This is a genomic window from Pseudoalteromonas sp. MB41, from assembly GCF_020966275.1.
In the GTDB taxonomy this organism is placed as follows: Bacteria; Pseudomonadota; Gammaproteobacteria; order Enterobacterales; family Alteromonadaceae; genus Pseudoalteromonas; species Pseudoalteromonas lipolytica.
Genome location: NZ_JAJJZF010000030.1, coordinates 17,692 through 33,455 on the forward strand (window position 1 = coordinate 17,692; position 15,764 = coordinate 33,455).

At 42.6% G+C, this 15,764-nt stretch carries 12 protein-coding genes; 5 read left to right on the plus strand and 7 right to left on the minus strand.

The window, feature by feature from the left end; translation table 11 throughout:
- Positions 1 to 2 precede the first annotated feature (2 nt).
- Positions 3 to 860 (plus strand): aminotransferase class IV, encoded by an 858-nt coding sequence (locus LPA49_RS19530; protein ID WP_230237523.1) that lies wholly within the window; start codon positions 3 to 5, stop codon positions 858 to 860.
- A gap of 56 nt (positions 861 to 916) precedes the next feature.
- Here the strand turns inward: LPA49_RS19530 and LPA49_RS19535 are convergent, their stop codons facing one another.
- Positions 917 to 1,900, minus strand: a complete 984-nt coding sequence (locus LPA49_RS19535; protein WP_230237525.1) for a WD40 repeat domain-containing protein — start codon at positions 1,898 to 1,900, stop codon at positions 917 to 919.
- Positions 1,901 to 2,487: 587 nt separating this feature from the next.
- A complete protein-coding gene (locus tag LPA49_RS19540) occupies positions 2,488 to 2,865 on the minus strand; it encodes a VOC family protein (RefSeq protein ID WP_065979219.1) in 378 nt (125 codons plus the stop codon).
- Between the two features lie 149 nt (positions 2,866 to 3,014).
- On the opposite strand from LPA49_RS19540, the gene LPA49_RS19545 reads away from it, so the two are divergent.
- Positions 3,015 to 5,042, plus strand: a complete 2,028-nt coding sequence (locus LPA49_RS19545) for a S9 family peptidase (RefSeq protein ID WP_065979218.1) — start codon at positions 3,015 to 3,017, stop codon at positions 5,040 to 5,042.
- 817 nt (positions 5,043 to 5,859) lie between these two features.
- On the opposite strand, the gene LPA49_RS19550 is transcribed toward LPA49_RS19545, so the two are convergent.
- Entirely contained in the window at positions 5,860 to 7,461 is a 1,602-nt protein-coding gene (locus LPA49_RS19550; RefSeq protein ID WP_036972569.1) for an isocitrate lyase, read from the minus strand.
- 234 nt (positions 7,462 to 7,695) lie between these two features.
- Between LPA49_RS19550 and LPA49_RS19555 the strand changes: the two genes are divergently transcribed.
- Positions 7,696 to 9,873 carry a malate synthase G gene (locus tag LPA49_RS19555; protein ID WP_230237527.1) on the plus strand — a complete coding sequence of 726 codons (2,178 nt, stop codon included), beginning with the start codon at positions 7,696 to 7,698 and terminating at the stop codon, positions 9,871 to 9,873.
- 415 nt (positions 9,874 to 10,288) lie between these two features.
- On the opposite strand, the gene LPA49_RS19560 is transcribed toward LPA49_RS19555, so the two are convergent.
- The 4 genes from LPA49_RS19560 to LPA49_RS19575 form a co-directional block, all read right to left on the minus strand.
- Complete coding sequence (locus LPA49_RS19560) at positions 10,289 to 11,014, minus strand: YebC/PmpR family DNA-binding transcriptional regulator (RefSeq protein ID WP_036972571.1); 726 nt, start codon at positions 11,012 to 11,014, stop codon at positions 10,289 to 10,291.
- A 174-nt stretch (positions 11,015 to 11,188) separates the two neighbouring features.
- A complete protein-coding gene (locus tag LPA49_RS19565; RefSeq protein ID WP_036972573.1) occupies positions 11,189 to 11,806 on the minus strand; it encodes an HAD family hydrolase in 618 nt (205 codons plus the stop codon).
- Between the two features lie 133 nt (positions 11,807 to 11,939).
- Positions 11,940 to 12,437 (minus strand): DUF6702 family protein, encoded by a 498-nt coding sequence (locus LPA49_RS19570; RefSeq protein WP_036972575.1) that lies wholly within the window; start codon positions 12,435 to 12,437, stop codon positions 11,940 to 11,942.
- Positions 12,437 to 14,875, minus strand: coding sequence for a M1 family metallopeptidase (locus LPA49_RS19575; protein ID WP_118844983.1), 2,439 nt, complete (start codon positions 14,873 to 14,875; stop codon positions 12,437 to 12,439). Before LPA49_RS19575 ends, LPA49_RS19570 begins: the two co-directional genes overlap by 1 nt.
- Before the next feature lie 262 nt (positions 14,876 to 15,137).
- Here LPA49_RS19575 and LPA49_RS19580 point away from each other — a divergent pair, with 262 nt between their 5' ends.
- On the plus strand, positions 15,138 to 15,374 hold the full coding sequence (locus tag LPA49_RS19580; protein ID WP_036972578.1) for a hypothetical protein: 237 nt from the start codon (positions 15,138 to 15,140) through the stop codon (positions 15,372 to 15,374).
- Positions 15,375 to 15,509: 135 nt separating this feature from the next.
- Positions 15,510 to 15,746 carry a hypothetical protein gene (locus tag LPA49_RS19585; protein WP_036972579.1) on the plus strand — a complete coding sequence of 79 codons (237 nt, stop codon included), beginning with the start codon at positions 15,510 to 15,512 and terminating at the stop codon, positions 15,744 to 15,746.
- Positions 15,747 to 15,764 lie beyond the last annotated feature (18 nt).

Below are 15,764 nucleotides of genomic sequence, written 5' to 3' on the forward strand. Positions count from 1 at the left end.
CAATGGGTACGGTATACCTAAACGGTGAATACCTAAGTGCTGATGAAGCAAAGATTTCACCAATGGATCGCGGCTTTTTATTTGGTGATGGCATCTATGAAGTGATCCCATCTTATAAAGGTAAAATGCTCGGCTTTGGTGCGCATATCGAACGCATGAATAACGGCTTAAATGAGCTCGAAATAAAGCTAGATTACAGTGCTGATACGTGGCGTAAAATCTGTAACGATTTATGCGAAAAAAACCACGGTGATAACCTCGGCATTTACTTGCATGTTAGTCGTGGTGCCGACACAAAACGCGCCCACGGCTACCCAAGCAATATCACGCCAACCGTATTCGCCTTTGCCTTTGAAATTCCTGCAGAGCCCAAAAGCGATGTCGACAGTGCAACAACGTACACGGTATCACTTGAGCAAGACCGTCGTTGGCAACGCTGCCATATAAAATCAACAGCGCTACTGGGCAATGTTATGCATTACCAACATGGCGCAGCAGCGGGCAACAAAGAAACAATTTTATTTAACCGCTTAGAAGAAATTACCGAAGCCAGTTCAAGTAATGTGTTTATTGTAAAAGAGGGGGCGATCAGCACTCCACCACTTGATAACCAAATTTTACCAGGAATCACTCGCTGGTTAATCCTCAATATTTTACACAGCCACAGTGATTTTAAGGTCCAAGAGCGCATTATAAGCAAAGATGAGCTACTCGATGCCGACGAAGTGTGGATCACCAGCGCCACCAAAGAAGTGGGCCCTGTGGTAAAAGTGAACGGTAAATTGGTGGGTGACGGTAAACCGGGTGCAGTATGGCAACAAGTACAAAGCTTGTTTACCAAGCATAAATTTGATTACTAGTTAAAATTAGAAATCTAAAAAACGCCTACTTAAAGTAGGCGTTTTTGTTTTATCTGCTATTTGCTGCTTTTTGGCTCAAACGGCCAAGCCTGTAATAGACCGTCACTGGTTTCTGAATACAACTGCGTACCATCGTAAGCCACACTCAGCACCGAGGTACGTTGGCGCTGCTGTTTTGCTTCATATTCAGCGATTAGCTCGCCATCAGCAACACGGTATAATCGCATCTTCATTTTTGGCGATCCCGTTAATAGCCATTTGTCTTGATTGATAAATTGCGATGCAGTGAACTCAATAAAGTTAGAGTATGAGGCTACCTCAGCAAGCTCTTTTTTATTGGCTAAATCAAAGAAAATTCGATCATCGACCGAGTCGATTGCAAAGCCTAACGTGCCTGCTTTATTTAAGGTGACGCGATTCACTCTGGTAGCTAAACGCTGTTCAAAGCGTGTACTGCCATCACTCGTTGACCAAAGCTTAACGTATTTGTCGCTCGAGCCGGTAAACGCCCATAGCCCATCAGCCGACAACGCCACGCTATTAATATCAAGACGATGAATGTCAAAGCGCTTAGTATCGCCCGTACGGGTATTTATTACCTCAGCCTTGCCGCTACGATAAGCAATCACTAATGTATCGCCTGACGCTGAAATAGCGATATCTCTGGCTATCTCCTGCCCTGTTAGCCAAGAGCCAATACTTCGACCCGTGCGGGTATCAAATAAGGTCACCGATAAACGATTAGAAATATAAAAACGCGATTTGTTAGCACTAAAGCCCGCAAGCTCCACATGCTCAGCGCCCTGCCCTATTATGCAATCGTATAGACGTGCTTTTAACTGGTTATCCCAAACACACACTTTAGACTCAGTTGCGAGTAGAGAGTGACTGGCATCTTCAGTCAATGCTGCGGCACTTAATAACTCATCACCATGAGCAAATTCATCCTTTGCTGGCGCGGTATACACCTCACCCCCACCACAACCCACAAGGCTTAAAGCAAATAAACAAGAAAGCGATTTAAGCAATTTCGACGTCATACTACTACTCTTATTTTTATAATTATTTTGTATAGCAGCAGTGTAATAAAAATAAGTAGAAGTGTGTAGGAGTTCTGACTTTAGCTGTCAGCTTTCGATGGTTAGTGGTTAGTCGTTAGTCGTTAGTGGTTAGTGGTTAGTGGTTAGTGGTTAGTGGTTAGTGGTTAGTGGTTAGTCGTTAGTGGTTAGTGGTTAGTCGTTAGTCGTTAGTGGTTAGTGGTTAGTCGTTAGTGGTTAGTCGTTAGTGGTTAGTCGTTAGTGGTTAGATAGTCGAGGTGCGAGGTAGGAGGTGCTTTAGCGCCGAACAAAAGCCGCTTCATCACTGCTAAGATAACCCCACGATTTTCTTGTAGGCGTGAAATTTATTTCGCGCGAGGCCATCACCAGTTGTGCAATCTTGCAGGTGCGAGGTGCGAGATGCGAAGTGCGAGGAGCGAGATGCGAAGTGCGAGATGCGAAGTGCGAGATGCGAGATGCGAGGTGCGAGATGCGAGGTGCGAGGTAGGAGGTGCTTTAGCGCCGAACAACAGCCGCTGCTACATTTGCTAGGCCCTATTTTCTAGTGCCTAGCGCACAGCTAACTTTCCTCACCCATGTGTAAAACAAAACACATTAAGTTTATTACCATCTAGGTCTCTAAAGTAACCGGCATAGAAACCGGGCATTTCGCGAGGACCCGGAGCACCTTCATCTGTTCCACCGAGTTCAATGGCTTTTTTATAAAATTCATCAACTTGAGCTGGTGTTTCAACGGCAATCGCAATCATCGTACCGTTACCAACAGTAGCTTTTTCATCATTATAAGGTTTTGTAACTGCAAAGCCTGGTTTATCTTGGCCTGTGCTCCATGCCACAAAGCGGTCAGTTTCTAAAAAGCGCTCAGCGTTTAAAGTAGAAAAAAGTTCATCATAAAACTTCACCGCTTTAGCTAAGTTATTCGTGCCTAACATTATGTAACCAATCATTTTCTGCTCCTTAAGAAAAAATAGTGTGTTCAACATAGAAGGGAATTGGGCATCTGTCTATTGATTTTTCCATTCATCGCAATGAACTATATTTTTATGGTTTGCTACTTTATAACAGAATATACACCGACCAATAACAAGGAATCATTATGAAGTTCAAAGCGTCTTTGGCGTTACTTGCTGTAGCCAGCTTTTATAGCCACGCACAAACTAGCAACACATTCCAACTTGAAAATGTCTTCGATCTTGAATACGCGAACCAATTAGAAATGACAAAAAATGGCGAGACCATTTTTTTCGTACGAAATCGAATGGACATTAAAACCGATCGCAAAGTCAGTAATATTTGGTCGGTTAATCCTGATGGTAAAACAATGCTACCGCTTACATCCGGCGTACATATGGATTACTCACCTGTGTTGTCGCCTGACGAAACTCGCTTGGCATTTATTTCAACCCGTGATGGGAGTAGCCAAATTTATGTTAAGTGGCTAAAAACAGGGAATGTCGCAAAAATTAGTAACCTAACGCAAAGTCCGGGTGGTTTAACATGGACGCCAGATGGTAAAAATTTGGTGTTTAGCCAATTTGTTCCTGAAAAATCAGCCGGCCCTGTGTCTTTACCGGGCAAGCCTGAAGGCGCTAAGTGGGCGGAGCCTGCAAAATATATTGATGACGTCTATTACCGTGCCGATGGGGGCGGTTATACAAAGGCGGGTTATCGCCATTTTTTCATGATCAGTGCAACTGGCGGTAACGCGCGTCAGCTGAGCTTTGGTAACTTTGATCATGGCGGCTCAATTAGCTTTAACGAAACGGGTGATGCTTTTTATTTTTCAGCTAATCGTCATGAAGATCATGAGTTAAAACCTACTAACTCGGAAATTTACAAATTAAACGTAGCTGACTTATCAATTTCACAGGTGACCGACCGGGTAGGTCCTGACTCACGACCAGCAGTCTCTCCCAATGGCCGATACCTTGCCTACACAGGCTACGATGATAAAAAAACAAACTATGAAAACAGTGACATTTACCTTCTTGATTTTAAGTCTGGTGAGACCTCAGTTTTAACAACAGACCTTGACCGTAGCGTTGAAGAAATTAAGTGGGATGATGACAGTAGAGGCATTTACTTTAGCTATGACAGCGAAGGGAAAACGCATTTAGCGTACCAACCTCGAAACGGTAAACACAAGGTTATTACCGAGAAGATAGGCAGTGTGGCATTTGGTCGCCCGTATTCAGGCGGAGATTTTGATGTAAGCGAAGACGGTGATGTTGCAATTACACTGGCTGACACTCAGCGCCCTGCAGATATTGCATTAATTAAACGCGGTAAAGTGAATCGTTTAACTCAACTTAACGAAGATGCACTTGGCAACAAAGAGCTGGCTAAAGTGGAAGAAATTTGGGTTAAATCAAGCCATGATGGCTTAGCTGTTCAAGGGTGGATTGCCTACCCTCCTGGCTTTGATAAAAACAAAAAGTACCCATTGGTACTCGAAATCCATGGTGGGCCCGTTGCAAACTATGGACCTCACTTTAGCCCTGAAGTTCAGTTGTTTGCTGCGAAGGGCAATGTCGTTCTATACATGAACCCACGTGGCAGTGACTCATACGGTAAAGAGTTTGCGCAAACAATTCATCATAACTACCCAAGCAATGACTTTGATGACTTGATGACAGGTGTCGATGCGGTTATCGCTAAAGGCTTTATTGATGAAAGCAAACTGTTTGTTACTGGAGGCTCAGGTGGTGGCGTATTGACGGCATGGATTGTGGGTCATACTGACCGCTTTGCAGCTGCCGTTGTTGCGAAGCCGGTTATCAATTGGATCAGTTTTGTACTAACTGCCGACTACTATCCTTTCTTTGCTGATTATTGGTTTCCGGGCAAACCTTGGGACAATATTGAGCATTATATGAAACGCTCACCCATTAGTTATGTAGGTAATGTAAAAACTCCTACTATGCTATTAACGGGTGAGTCTGATTATCGCACGCCGATTTCTGAAACAGAGCAATTCTATCAAGCGTTAAAGCTACAAGGTGTTGATACGGCAATGGTACGCATTCCAAATGCGTCACATGGCATTACAGCTCGTCCATCAAACTTAATGAGCAAAGTAGCGTATATTCAATGGTGGTTTGATAAGAACAGTGGAAATGATTAACAATCATAGAGCGAAGCAAGAACGTTTCATTTGCGCAAGGTGAACTGATTTCGTGACGCAGTTTCGTTTAACTTATCGCAAAAAGTATTAGACGCGATTTTATATCGCGTCACTTGCAAAGCATAAAATGTAAAATAGTTTCGCACATACCAGTAGCAGTGGCTTTATGCCGTGTCATGAATAAAACCATTACGCGGGGTAAACCCGCTGTTACTTTTTGACTTTACTCTTAACCATTATTGTAAACCCCCTTTACAGTACATATGTAAGTAACTCCTTACATACATTTCTCAAATATCGGACATAGTCTCATCATCAGTTAGTAAAAAATCGGTTTATGGCCAATATCAATAACTTGAGTTGGTAAAAAATCGGTTTGTGCCGCTAAAAACCTAGCATCAGTTAGTAAAATTTTGGTTTGTAGGTCGTTTAAGTTGGTAAAAAATCGGTTTATAAACGAAGTTCTCCTCGCAAATTACCGCCCCTAATCAGCTATAAAAGCCAATTTTGGCCTTTTACCCACACTTATAAGCAATAAATAGGCTGAATCAACCAAGAAATAGCGGAGGTAGTTAAATCCTGATCCAAAAAATGCAGGCTGGTAAAAGCGTGATCTGTCTTTTCTAAAAGCTAGTAAATGGCTGATCCAAGACTTAGTTAAACTCTGATCTGAGATGCGAGATGCGAGGTGCGAGGTGCGAGATGCGAGATGCGAGTTACGGGATGCGAGTCTGAAGACTGATAACTAAAAGTGAAAAAGGGCCCGAAGGCCCCTAACAACATTATTGAATAGCTATAAAGGAATATTACAACTTGGTTAGAACTGGTTCATGGTGTTTGCTTCACCGCCCGCTTTCAGTGCGTTTTCACCAGAGAAGTACTCTTTGTGCGTATCACCAATATTAGAACCTGCTAAGTCTTGGTGTTTCACTGACGCTTGCTCACGACGGATTTCTTGACGTTGAACATCGCGAACATACGCTAGCATGCCTAAGTCACCAAAATAACCTTCTGATAGGATATCTGTGCTTAGCGCCGCGGTGTGGTAAGTCGGCAGTGTAATTAAGTGATGGAAAATACCGGCTTCACGCGCACCATCTCGTTGGAAGTTTTGAACAAGCACATCAGCCGCTGCAGCAAGCTCAGTATCATCCATTTCTGGTGCCATTAATGCTTTGTTGTCATCAATGCTTGGGTATGCAGATAGGTCTTTACCTTGCTCTTGCCATTCAGCGTATACTTGCTCACGGAACTTAAGCGTCCAGTTGAACGAAGGTGAGTTATTGTATACAAGCTTCGCATTTGGCACGTGCTCTTTAACGCGGTTAACAAGCTCTGCAATTTGTTTAACGTTTGGTTTTTCTGTCTCAATCCACAGTAAGTCTGCGCCTGATTGCAAGCTTGTTACACAGTCGAGTACAACGCGGTCTTTCTCTGTTCCTTCACGGAATTGGTATAAACCATTGTCTAAACGTGTTGGTTTACATAGTTGGCCATTCAGCTTCATTGCTGTGTCGCCTTCGTTTAACTCATCAACACTGTTTACAGGCGTTGTTTCTAAGAATGAAGTATATTGGCTTGCCAAGTCGCCAGGCGCTTTAGATACAGGTACTTTTTGTGTCAAGCTTGCACCTAGTGAGTCAGTACGCGCAACAATAATACCGTTATCAATGCCTAGCTCTAGGAATGCATAACGAACCGCATTGATTTTTGCTAAGAAATCTTCATGTGGAACGGTTACTTTACCCGCTTGATGACCACATTGTTTTGCATCAGATACTTGGTTTTCAATTTGAATCGCACACGCACCTGCTTCAATCATTTTCTTCGCAAGTAGGTATGTTGCTTCTTCATTACCGAAACCAGCATCGATATCGGCAATAATTGGCACTACGTGGCTTTCAAAGTTATCAATTTTATCAAGGACTGCTTGTACGTCTCCGCCGTTTGCTTTCGCCGCATCGAGGTCTTTATAAAGGTGATCAAGCTCACGTGCATCTGCTTGCTTTAAGAACGTGTAAATTTCTTCAATTAGCGCTGGAACAGAAGTCTTTTCGTGCATGCTTTGGTCAGGTAATGGACCGAACTCTGAGCGCAGTGCAGCAACCATCCAACCACTTAAATACACGTAGCTGCGTTTCGTTGTTTTATTATGACGTTTAATCGCCATCATCATTTGTTGTGCAGTAAAACCGTGCCAACACCCTAAAGATTGCGTGTATTGGCTGTGGTCTGCATCGTATGCTGCCATATCGGCGCGCATGATATCTGCTGTATACTGTGCGATGTCTAACCCTGTACGAAAACGGTTTTGTAAACGCATGCGGCTTGCATATTCAGGGTTAATTGATTGCCACGTTTTGCCCTGGCTTTGGCATAAAGTCGCTAAGTTATCTGTTTCGCGTTGATATGTAGTCATAATAAAAATCCTTCGAACGGGTTCATTTAATCTTTTTTGTTAGTGAGAGTGGCTAAGAAGTGTTCGCTCCGTAGCGCTTAAATCAACATTAGGCCGATTTTTTGGATTTAGTAAATTTATAGTTGTTATTGCCACTATATTTTTGGTGAATGACATTTAGCCTGCCATTTACCCTTTTTTACGATATGGTTGAGCCATGACTGATCGAATTACGACCGTTTAAAGGACATTATTATGACCACCACTCTCTCACTAAATGGGTTAAGTGTTGACCAGCAGCTAGCACAGTTCGTTGAACAACAATTGCTACCTGGTACAGACATTTCTCCAGCTGCGTTTTGGCAAGGCTTTGCCGATATTGTTAATGAGTTAACTCCTATCAATCGGGCGCTTTTAGAAAAACGCGAACAACTGCAAGCCAAGATTGATAACTACCATAAACAGCAGCCGGTATGGGATGCAGCCAATTACCAACGTTTCCTTGAGGAGATTGGCTACCTGGTGCCAGAGCCCGCCAATTTCAAAATTGAAACCGAACACGTAGAGCCCGAAATAGCCAATACAGCAGGCCCTCAGCTAGTTGTGCCTGTTAGTAATGCACGCTTTGCACTGAATGCAGCTAATGCACGCTGGGGCTCCTTGTACGATGCGCTGTACGGCACCGACGTGCTCAGTGAAGACGATGGCGCAGAAAAAGGCGCTGCATACAATCCTGTGCGAGGCTTTAAAGTAATGGCTTTTGCACGCCAATTCCTTGATAAAGCACTGCCTTTAGCCAATGGCTCACACATTGAAAGTACCAGCTACGCCATTGTGAATAACGAGCTACTTATCACCTTGCGTGATAGCAGCCAAGTGCGTCTGGCACACCCAGAACAATTGGTTGGTTATCAAGGTGAAGCACAAAATCCGAGTGCTATTCTGTTGAAAAATAATGGCTTACATGTTGAGCTACAAATCGATCATCATCACCCAATTGGGCAAGCAGACAAAGCGGGCCTCAAAGATGTTGTACTTGAAGCTGCACTAACCACCATTATGGACTGCGAAGATTCTGTGGCTGCGGTCGATGCTGAAGACAAAGTTAATGTCTACAAAAACTGGCTTGGTTTGATGCAAGGCAACCTTGTTGAAGCATTCAACAAAGATGGGAAGACTATTGAACGTCGCTTAGCTGAAGACCGCCAATATCAGGGTATTAATGGCGAAACGGTGACCCTAAAAGGGCGAAGCATGATGTTTGTGCGTAACGTAGGCCACTTAATGACAAACCCAGCAATTCAAGATAGCGAGGGGAATGATGTGTTTGAAGGCATAATGGATGCCATCATCACCAGTACCGCAGCCCTGCATGACTTAAAAGGCACGCACGGCCTTAAAAATTCGTCAGCTCACAGCATCAATATTGTTAAACCCAAAATGCACGGCCCAGAAGAAGTGGCCTTCACCAATACCCTATTTACACGTGTTGAACAGATGCTTGGTTTACCTGCAAACACCATAAAAATGGGGATTATGGACGAAGAGCGCCGCACTTCAGCAAATTTAAAAGCCTGTATTTACGAAGCAAAAAACCGTGTTGTGTTTATTAACACGGGTTTCTTAGACCGTACAGGTGATGAAATTCATACCTCAATGCAAGCAGGTGTCGTACTGCCTAAAGGCGCTATAAAACTAGAACCTTGGATCAGCGCTTACGAAGACCGTAATGTCGATATTGGCCTTGCAACAGGCCTCAGTGGTAAAGCGCAAATTGGTAAAGGTATGTGGCCAATGCCTGATAAAATGGCGTTGATGATGGAACAAAAAATTGGCCACCCGAAAAGCGGGGCTAATACCGCGTGGGTGCCCTCTCCTACTGCGGCTACACTGCATGCAATGCATTATCATGATATTGATGTATTTGCCTGTCAAAAGACACTGATGGACCGTAAAGAAGCAAGCCTCACACGCTTACTTACCCCCCCACTGATGAAAGACCCAAGTACGTTATCAAAAGAAGATATCCAAGCCGAGCTTGATAACAATGCACAAGGCATTCTAGGGTACGTAGTGCGCTGGATTGATCAAGGTATTGGTTGCTCAAAAGTGCCAGATATCAACCATGTAGGCTTAATGGAAGACCGTGCAACGCTACGTATTTCAAGCCAGCATATGGCGAACTGGCTGTATCATGGTGTATGCAATGAAGAGCAAATTCGTAAAACGATGGCACGTATGGCTAAAGTCGTCGATGGGCAAAACGAAGGGGATCCAGCTTACACCAATATGGCTGACTCAGCCGAAAGCCTAGCACAAAGTGTTGCGTACCAAGCAGCATTAGCCCTTGTTTTAGAAGGCGTTAAACAGCCAAGTGGTTATACTGAACCATTACTGCATGCGTTTCGTATAAAGTATAAGTCTCAACATTAATCACTTTTCTCACTCCCTTTCGAGTTTGATGTGTCGTTCTTTGCAGCCTTCGGGCTGCTTTTTTTCGTCTAAAAATCAATAAACGCATGTCTATATACCATTTCGCTTAATTAAGTGGTCTATTTTGAGGCAATAATACATCGTTGATAACAAGACAAAAATTTTGTATTGAGTTGTGCTCGGCAATTGCGCCTGTATTGCTTTATCTTTTATATCTATACAGTCGTTAGTGAGCGCTGTCTTACACGCTTGCGACTCATGTTATCCCTACAATAATTCAGTATTTTTTCAGCTTGATATTGTTATTTAACGGAATAAATACAGTGAATAATGGCCATTCATCGGCTAATAAAAATTGATCAAAAAAGGGGCATTTGTTATCAAATGCCCCTTTTTACGTGCTAATTTTTTAAAATTAGTTTTTGACAATCGCATTGTGATAAACGTTTTGAACGTCATCACAGTCATCTAACATCGTGATGAACTTTTCAAAATTAGCAATATCATCTGGATCAGTGATCTCAGTATGTACTTGTGGAACAAACGTGATTTCGTCTATTTCAAATGTAATACCTTCAAACGCTTCTTCAAGTGCTGTTTTTGCTTTGTAGTATTCTGTATGCGGTGCAAATACTGACACTTTGCCGTCTTCTACTTCGACATCCGTCACGTCAACATCAGCCATCATTAGGGCTTCGAGTACCACTTCGTCATCTTCGCCAGCAAAACCAAGAACCGCGAAGTGATCGAACATGTGCGCGACACAACCAGGCGTCCCAATTTTTGAGTCAGTTTTAGTGAACGGTAAACGCACATCTTTAATTGTGCGGTTAGGGTTGTCTGTTAAACAGTCAACAATCACCATACAGTTACCTGGGCCATACCCTTCGTAACGTGCTGGAGAGTAGTCTTCCCCTGCTCCACCGGCTGCTTTTTTGATGGCATTTTCGATTACATGCGCAGGAACCTGATCACGTTTTGCACGTTCAATAATGCGTTTTAATGCTTGGTTTACTTCTGGGTCGGGTTCACCATTCTTTGCAACAACGTAGATCTCTTTACCGTACTTAGAATTTACTTTTGTTTTTGCATTGGCCGTTTTAGCCATGGCGTTTTTGCGGACTTCAAATGCTCTGCCCATCTTATGCCTCTATGAATACATTTGATAATTGCCGATATTTTAGCAATTCATTGTCGCTTGGGCTAGTACCAGGTCTGTTTATCGTTCTCGCTTAAATAGACAACAACTCAGGCGACAACCTTGAACGTAAAAAATTAAGTAAAACGATGCAGAAATAATTAAAGGAAGCGCTATTTAACATAACACTTTATTTTGTTGAAATGCGCCAACTAAATTAGGTAACTCTGAAAAATGATGCAGTATGTAATCTGCCTGATCAGCATAGTCAGGAATGTCATCTGGCGCATACAAACAAGCACGCATATTCGCATTATGTGCCGCTTGAATATCAAACAAATAATCGCCAACATACAACAGCTCTGATTTATCAAGCTCCCAAAGCGTTGCAATCGCATTGAGCGCACTTGGATCTGGCTTTGCTGGCGCATCTGAGCGAGTCAGCACTGTTTCGATTGGCAAAGGGTTATTTTTAAGTTTGATTGCTGCAGCACGGTCATAATTGCGCGTAACAATAGCCATTGGAATATTATTTTCTTTGAGTGCAGTAACCGCACTGGCAACACCTGGCAATAAATGCGAGTGCTGCGCATCTAAAAGCTCATGTTGATGCACGATGTTCATCGCTTCTTCGCGCATATAAGGTGAAGGTAAAGCGGCTATAAAGGCTAACAAATCTTTTTCAAGCGGGCAGCCAACTTGCGCTTTAATCAGTGAAAAATCGAGTTCTGACGAAACCAAGGTGCCGTCTAAATCGAAAATGACACCACGTATATTGTTATCATGGATATTCATATAAATCCCTGTATATGAGAATTGGGGGAAAATTTTAAGACCCATTAATAAGATAGTGTACGATAACCGTTAATTAAAGGATCAAAGGATTAAAAAATAGACTTTTTAAATCCTTTTTTATCGGATAGGGTTATTATTTAATTGACTCAAATTTAGCTTCAAGCCAGTTATCATCTTGGCTAAAGGTAAGTGTTTTCACCTTTCCTTTGCCTTCAATATTAACCATATTGACCTGTGCAGGCCATAAATCACGTAACGCGCCATTGCTCATACGAATCCCTTTGATGCCTTCAGGGATGGTGACTTCTTGGTAAACCCAAAAGAACTTACCATCAACTTGCGCTCCCACTTTTTTAAGCTCAAGTTGCTTGCCCTCTAAGGTTTGCAGTGCAATGTGTGACTCAACATAATCAGCAAAACGCTTTTGATCTTCTTTGTTACTTAAGATATCGGCATTGCCATTAAACAAATGTTCAACAGCATGCTCCGTATCGTGCAAATAAAAGCGATGCATTAGCTCTATGTTATTAGTGCGTTTATTAAATAATACCGTAGTCACAGACGCTTTTAACTGGTGCGCCATCGTTGGCGCACTCAGTAATAAAGCGAAAATAATGGCTATAAAGCGCATTATTTTTGCTCCTCAGCATCTTTTTCGTCGTCTTTTTTCAGCTCAGTTTTGATATCTTGCATGATATCACGGCTCACTTTCGCTTTACTCTTCTCACGCTTATACACTTCGATACGCGATGGAATAATACGACGAGGGTAGTTATTGTTTTCCACATCAACATCGGCTGTTTCCCAGCGAGGGTCAACCGTAACAGACACTAAGTTTTTACCTTTTTCAGTAATAATTAGCTTTTGTACGTGCTTGTGGTTACGACGCCAGATTTCAGCCGGAATGTACTGTTCTTCTTTCGTGCCATCTTCATAGGTCAGCTCTAATAAGATAGGCATCACTAAGCCACCTAAGTTTGAAAACTCAAGCACATAGTAGTTTTTATCTTCCTTAATTGCACGTTCAAACGTTTTACGCTCCCACGGCTCTAACCCCTTAAGGAACTTGTTATACGCATTACGTTCTTTGTTAGTCACTGTAAAGCGGTCGTTTTCGTCATAGAAATCTGTGACATCTGGGTTTTCTTCAACCCATAACTTTTTGCCTTCTTCTTTATTGCGTTTAACGAATAATGGCATTGGTTTATCAGCTTCAATGTCGCGAAGACGATTAAAGTCGATATCAGGATTCTTTGTGTCTAAACGCAGTTGATAAACCTTGTCTAACGAGATATCAACATGGTCTGTGGTGTAGAACCAACCACGCCAGAACCAGTCTAGATCAACCCCTGACGCCTCTTCCATAGTTCGGAAGAAATCTGCAGGAGTAGGGCGTTTGTACTTCCAACGCTGCGCGTACTCTTTAAATGCAAAGTCAAACAGCTCACGACCCAGAATCACTTCACGTAAAATATTAAGTGCAGCAGCAGGTTTAGTATACGCATTAGGTCCTAAACGTAATACGCTGTCAGACTGTGTCATAACGGGTACTTGATTTTCAGACTTCATGTATTCAACAATATCACGCGGCTCAACACCCCAAGGGATTGTGTGGTCCCATTCGCGCCCCGCAACACCATCTAGGAAGCTGTTTAGACCTTCGTCCATCCACGTCCACTGACGCTCGTCTGAGTTAACAATCATCGGGAAGTAAATGTGACCGACTTCGTGGATAACAACACCAATTAAGAAACGTTTTTCAGCTTGAGAGTAAGTACGGGTGCCATCGTCTTGAAGCTCTGTACGCGGACCATTAAATGTGATCATGGGGTATTCCATCCCCCCAACAGGGCCATTGACTGATTGAGCCACAGGGTAAGGGTAGTCAAACGAAAAGCGTGAATACACTTCCATCGTGTGCACAACAGCTTCGGTAGAATATTTCTTCCACAGGTCACCGCCTTCTTTCGGATAGAAAGACATTGCCATCACTAACGGCTGTTCTTTACCACCTTGATGGTAGCCTTTTGCATCCCACATAAACTTACGTGATGATGCCCATGCAAAGTCACGCACGTTCTCGGCTTTAAAGTGCCATGTTTTGGTTTTGTCGGTGCCTTCTTTCTCGTTCTCAAGTGCTTCTTCTTCGGTCACGATAAATACAGGGCGCTTAGCGTTTTCAGCTTCTTCAAGACGATTACGCTGCGTACGTGTTAATACACTGCCTGGGTTATCTAGCTTACCTGTTGCCGATACAATGTGATCCGCAGGAACGGTGATTTCGACATCATAATTACCAAACTCCAGTGTAAACTCACCGCTTCCTAAGAATGCTTTGTTAGTCCATGCTTCATAGTCTGTGTACGCAGCAAGACGCGGGAACCACTGTGCTAATAAAAAGATATCGTTGCCATCTTCTTCAAAGTGTTCATAACCTGAACGTGCGCCTACCGCATCTTCTTCAACAATGTTAAAGGCGAAGTCCATGCTGAACTCAACGTCTTTACCCGGTTTAAGCGGCTCATTTAGGTCAATACGCATTAAGGTATCAACCACTGTTACTTTAAGCTCTTTTCCGTCTTCGTCTTTAACATTGGCGATTTGAAAACCTAGCTCGTTGTCGGCCATAAATTGCTGACGACGTAACTGGCCTAAGCTCAATTTAGTGGCTTTAGGCTGAGGGTCACCTTGCAATGTTTTACCATTGAAAGTAGCGGTCATCTCAGCAATTGAATCAGATTTAAAAATATTTTGGTCTAATTGCAACCAAAGGTACTTTAATGTGTGAGGTGAATTATTCTTATATTCGATAGTTTGACGCGCTGTTAAGCGACGTTTTTTCTCATCAAGGTTTACATCAATGTCGTAATTTACTTGCTGTTGCCAGTAGTTTTCGCCGGGTTCACCCGCGGCGCTACGGTATACGTTAGGCGTTGCAAGTGCTTCATCAAGTTGACGGAACTTGTCAACAAATGAGCCTTTAGTTTGCTCAACAGACGACCCCATGACTGCGGTTGATACTGCTAAAGGCAATACCAAAGCACTCAAAGTAATAACTGCTTTTTTCATTGTTAATCCTGTAAAATATGCGTGAGCGTAACATCTCAAACCACTAACAAAATTTCAATAAAATCACGATAAAGTGCGGGTTTTTTAGGGTAGTATTCGCGCTTTCCTAGCCTGTATTTTTCAATCCTTTTCATCTGCTATTAACAATACTGTAAAGCCCCTTTACAAACCTAACAGGTTCAGTGCTAATTCATACCCCCGTATTACACTTAAAATATAACGAGGTTGCTTATTTTTTGTTTAAAGGTAAGAGGGGACTTAAATGAAGTTTTACATTGTAAAAAAAGACTCTCGATTAGCTGCTATTCCAGCAGAAGAATCGGTTTTAAACGAATACAAAGCACGCGGATTTGAGTTTGTAGAGGTCATTGCCGCTCGCGATGAACCCGATGCACTATCGCGTACCACTCCCCATGCAAAACGTCCTAAAAAATGGCTGTTTTATGGCTCTACGCTGGTTATTTTGAGTCTAATTGCAATTATTTTCGCAATAAAGTAGTTTTTGCGACATTTTCTATTGAAATTTACTGCTGTTTGTATTTAAAATCGCCCACTTTTTTCGATTTGGGTGTTTATGTGTGTCTATTCATACCCAAAAAATGTTTCGGTAATCAGCATAGAATTCGGTGAGCGTATGGATTTTTACATCCTAAAAAAACAACAAGAACTAATTGCAATTCCAGCGGACGAACAAAATTGTAAACAATACCTAGATTCGGGGTATTTCTATATCGACAAAGTAGCGGCATGTAATGAAACCAATGCCCTTAAAGTTTTACAGGCCAAACAAACAAAGGCTATCAAAGTGCCCTTAATAATGGCACTGCTTGCTTTGCCTATGGTGTTGTTTGCGTGGTATAGCTTAAGTTAAAAACGAGGCTGGGCATCG

Excerpts from the sequence above, each read along its gene's own strand:
- LPA49_RS19530 (WP_230237523.1), top strand. The coding sequence starts at position 3 with ATGGGTACGGTATACCTAAACGGTGAATACCTAAGTGCTGATGAAGCA.
- LPA49_RS19535 (WP_230237525.1), bottom strand. The coding sequence starts at position 1,900 with ATGACGTCGAAATTGCTTAAATCGCTTTCTTGTTTATTTGCTTTAAGC.
- LPA49_RS19540 (WP_065979219.1), bottom strand. The coding sequence starts at position 2,865 with ATGATTGGTTACATAATGTTAGGCACGAATAACTTAGCTAAAGCGGTG.
- LPA49_RS19545 (WP_065979218.1), top strand. The coding sequence starts at position 3,015 with ATGAAGTTCAAAGCGTCTTTGGCGTTACTTGCTGTAGCCAGCTTTTAT.
- LPA49_RS19550 (WP_036972569.1), bottom strand. The coding sequence starts at position 7,461 with ATGACTACATATCAACGCGAAACAGATAACTTAGCGACTTTATGCCAA.
- LPA49_RS19555 (WP_230237527.1), top strand. The coding sequence starts at position 7,696 with ATGACCACCACTCTCTCACTAAATGGGTTAAGTGTTGACCAGCAGCTA.
- LPA49_RS19560 (WP_036972571.1), bottom strand. The coding sequence starts at position 11,014 with ATGGGCAGAGCATTTGAAGTCCGCAAAAACGCCATGGCTAAAACGGCC.
- LPA49_RS19565 (WP_036972573.1), bottom strand. The coding sequence starts at position 11,806 with ATGAATATCCATGATAACAATATACGTGGTGTCATTTTCGATTTAGAC.
- LPA49_RS19570 (WP_036972575.1), bottom strand. The coding sequence starts at position 12,437 with ATGCGCTTTATAGCCATTATTTTCGCTTTATTACTGAGTGCGCCAACG.
- LPA49_RS19575 (WP_118844983.1), bottom strand. The coding sequence starts at position 14,875 with ATGAAAAAAGCAGTTATTACTTTGAGTGCTTTGGTATTGCCTTTAGCA.
- LPA49_RS19580 (WP_036972578.1), top strand. The coding sequence starts at position 15,138 with ATGAAGTTTTACATTGTAAAAAAAGACTCTCGATTAGCTGCTATTCCA.
- LPA49_RS19585 (WP_036972579.1), top strand. The coding sequence starts at position 15,510 with ATGGATTTTTACATCCTAAAAAAACAACAAGAACTAATTGCAATTCCA.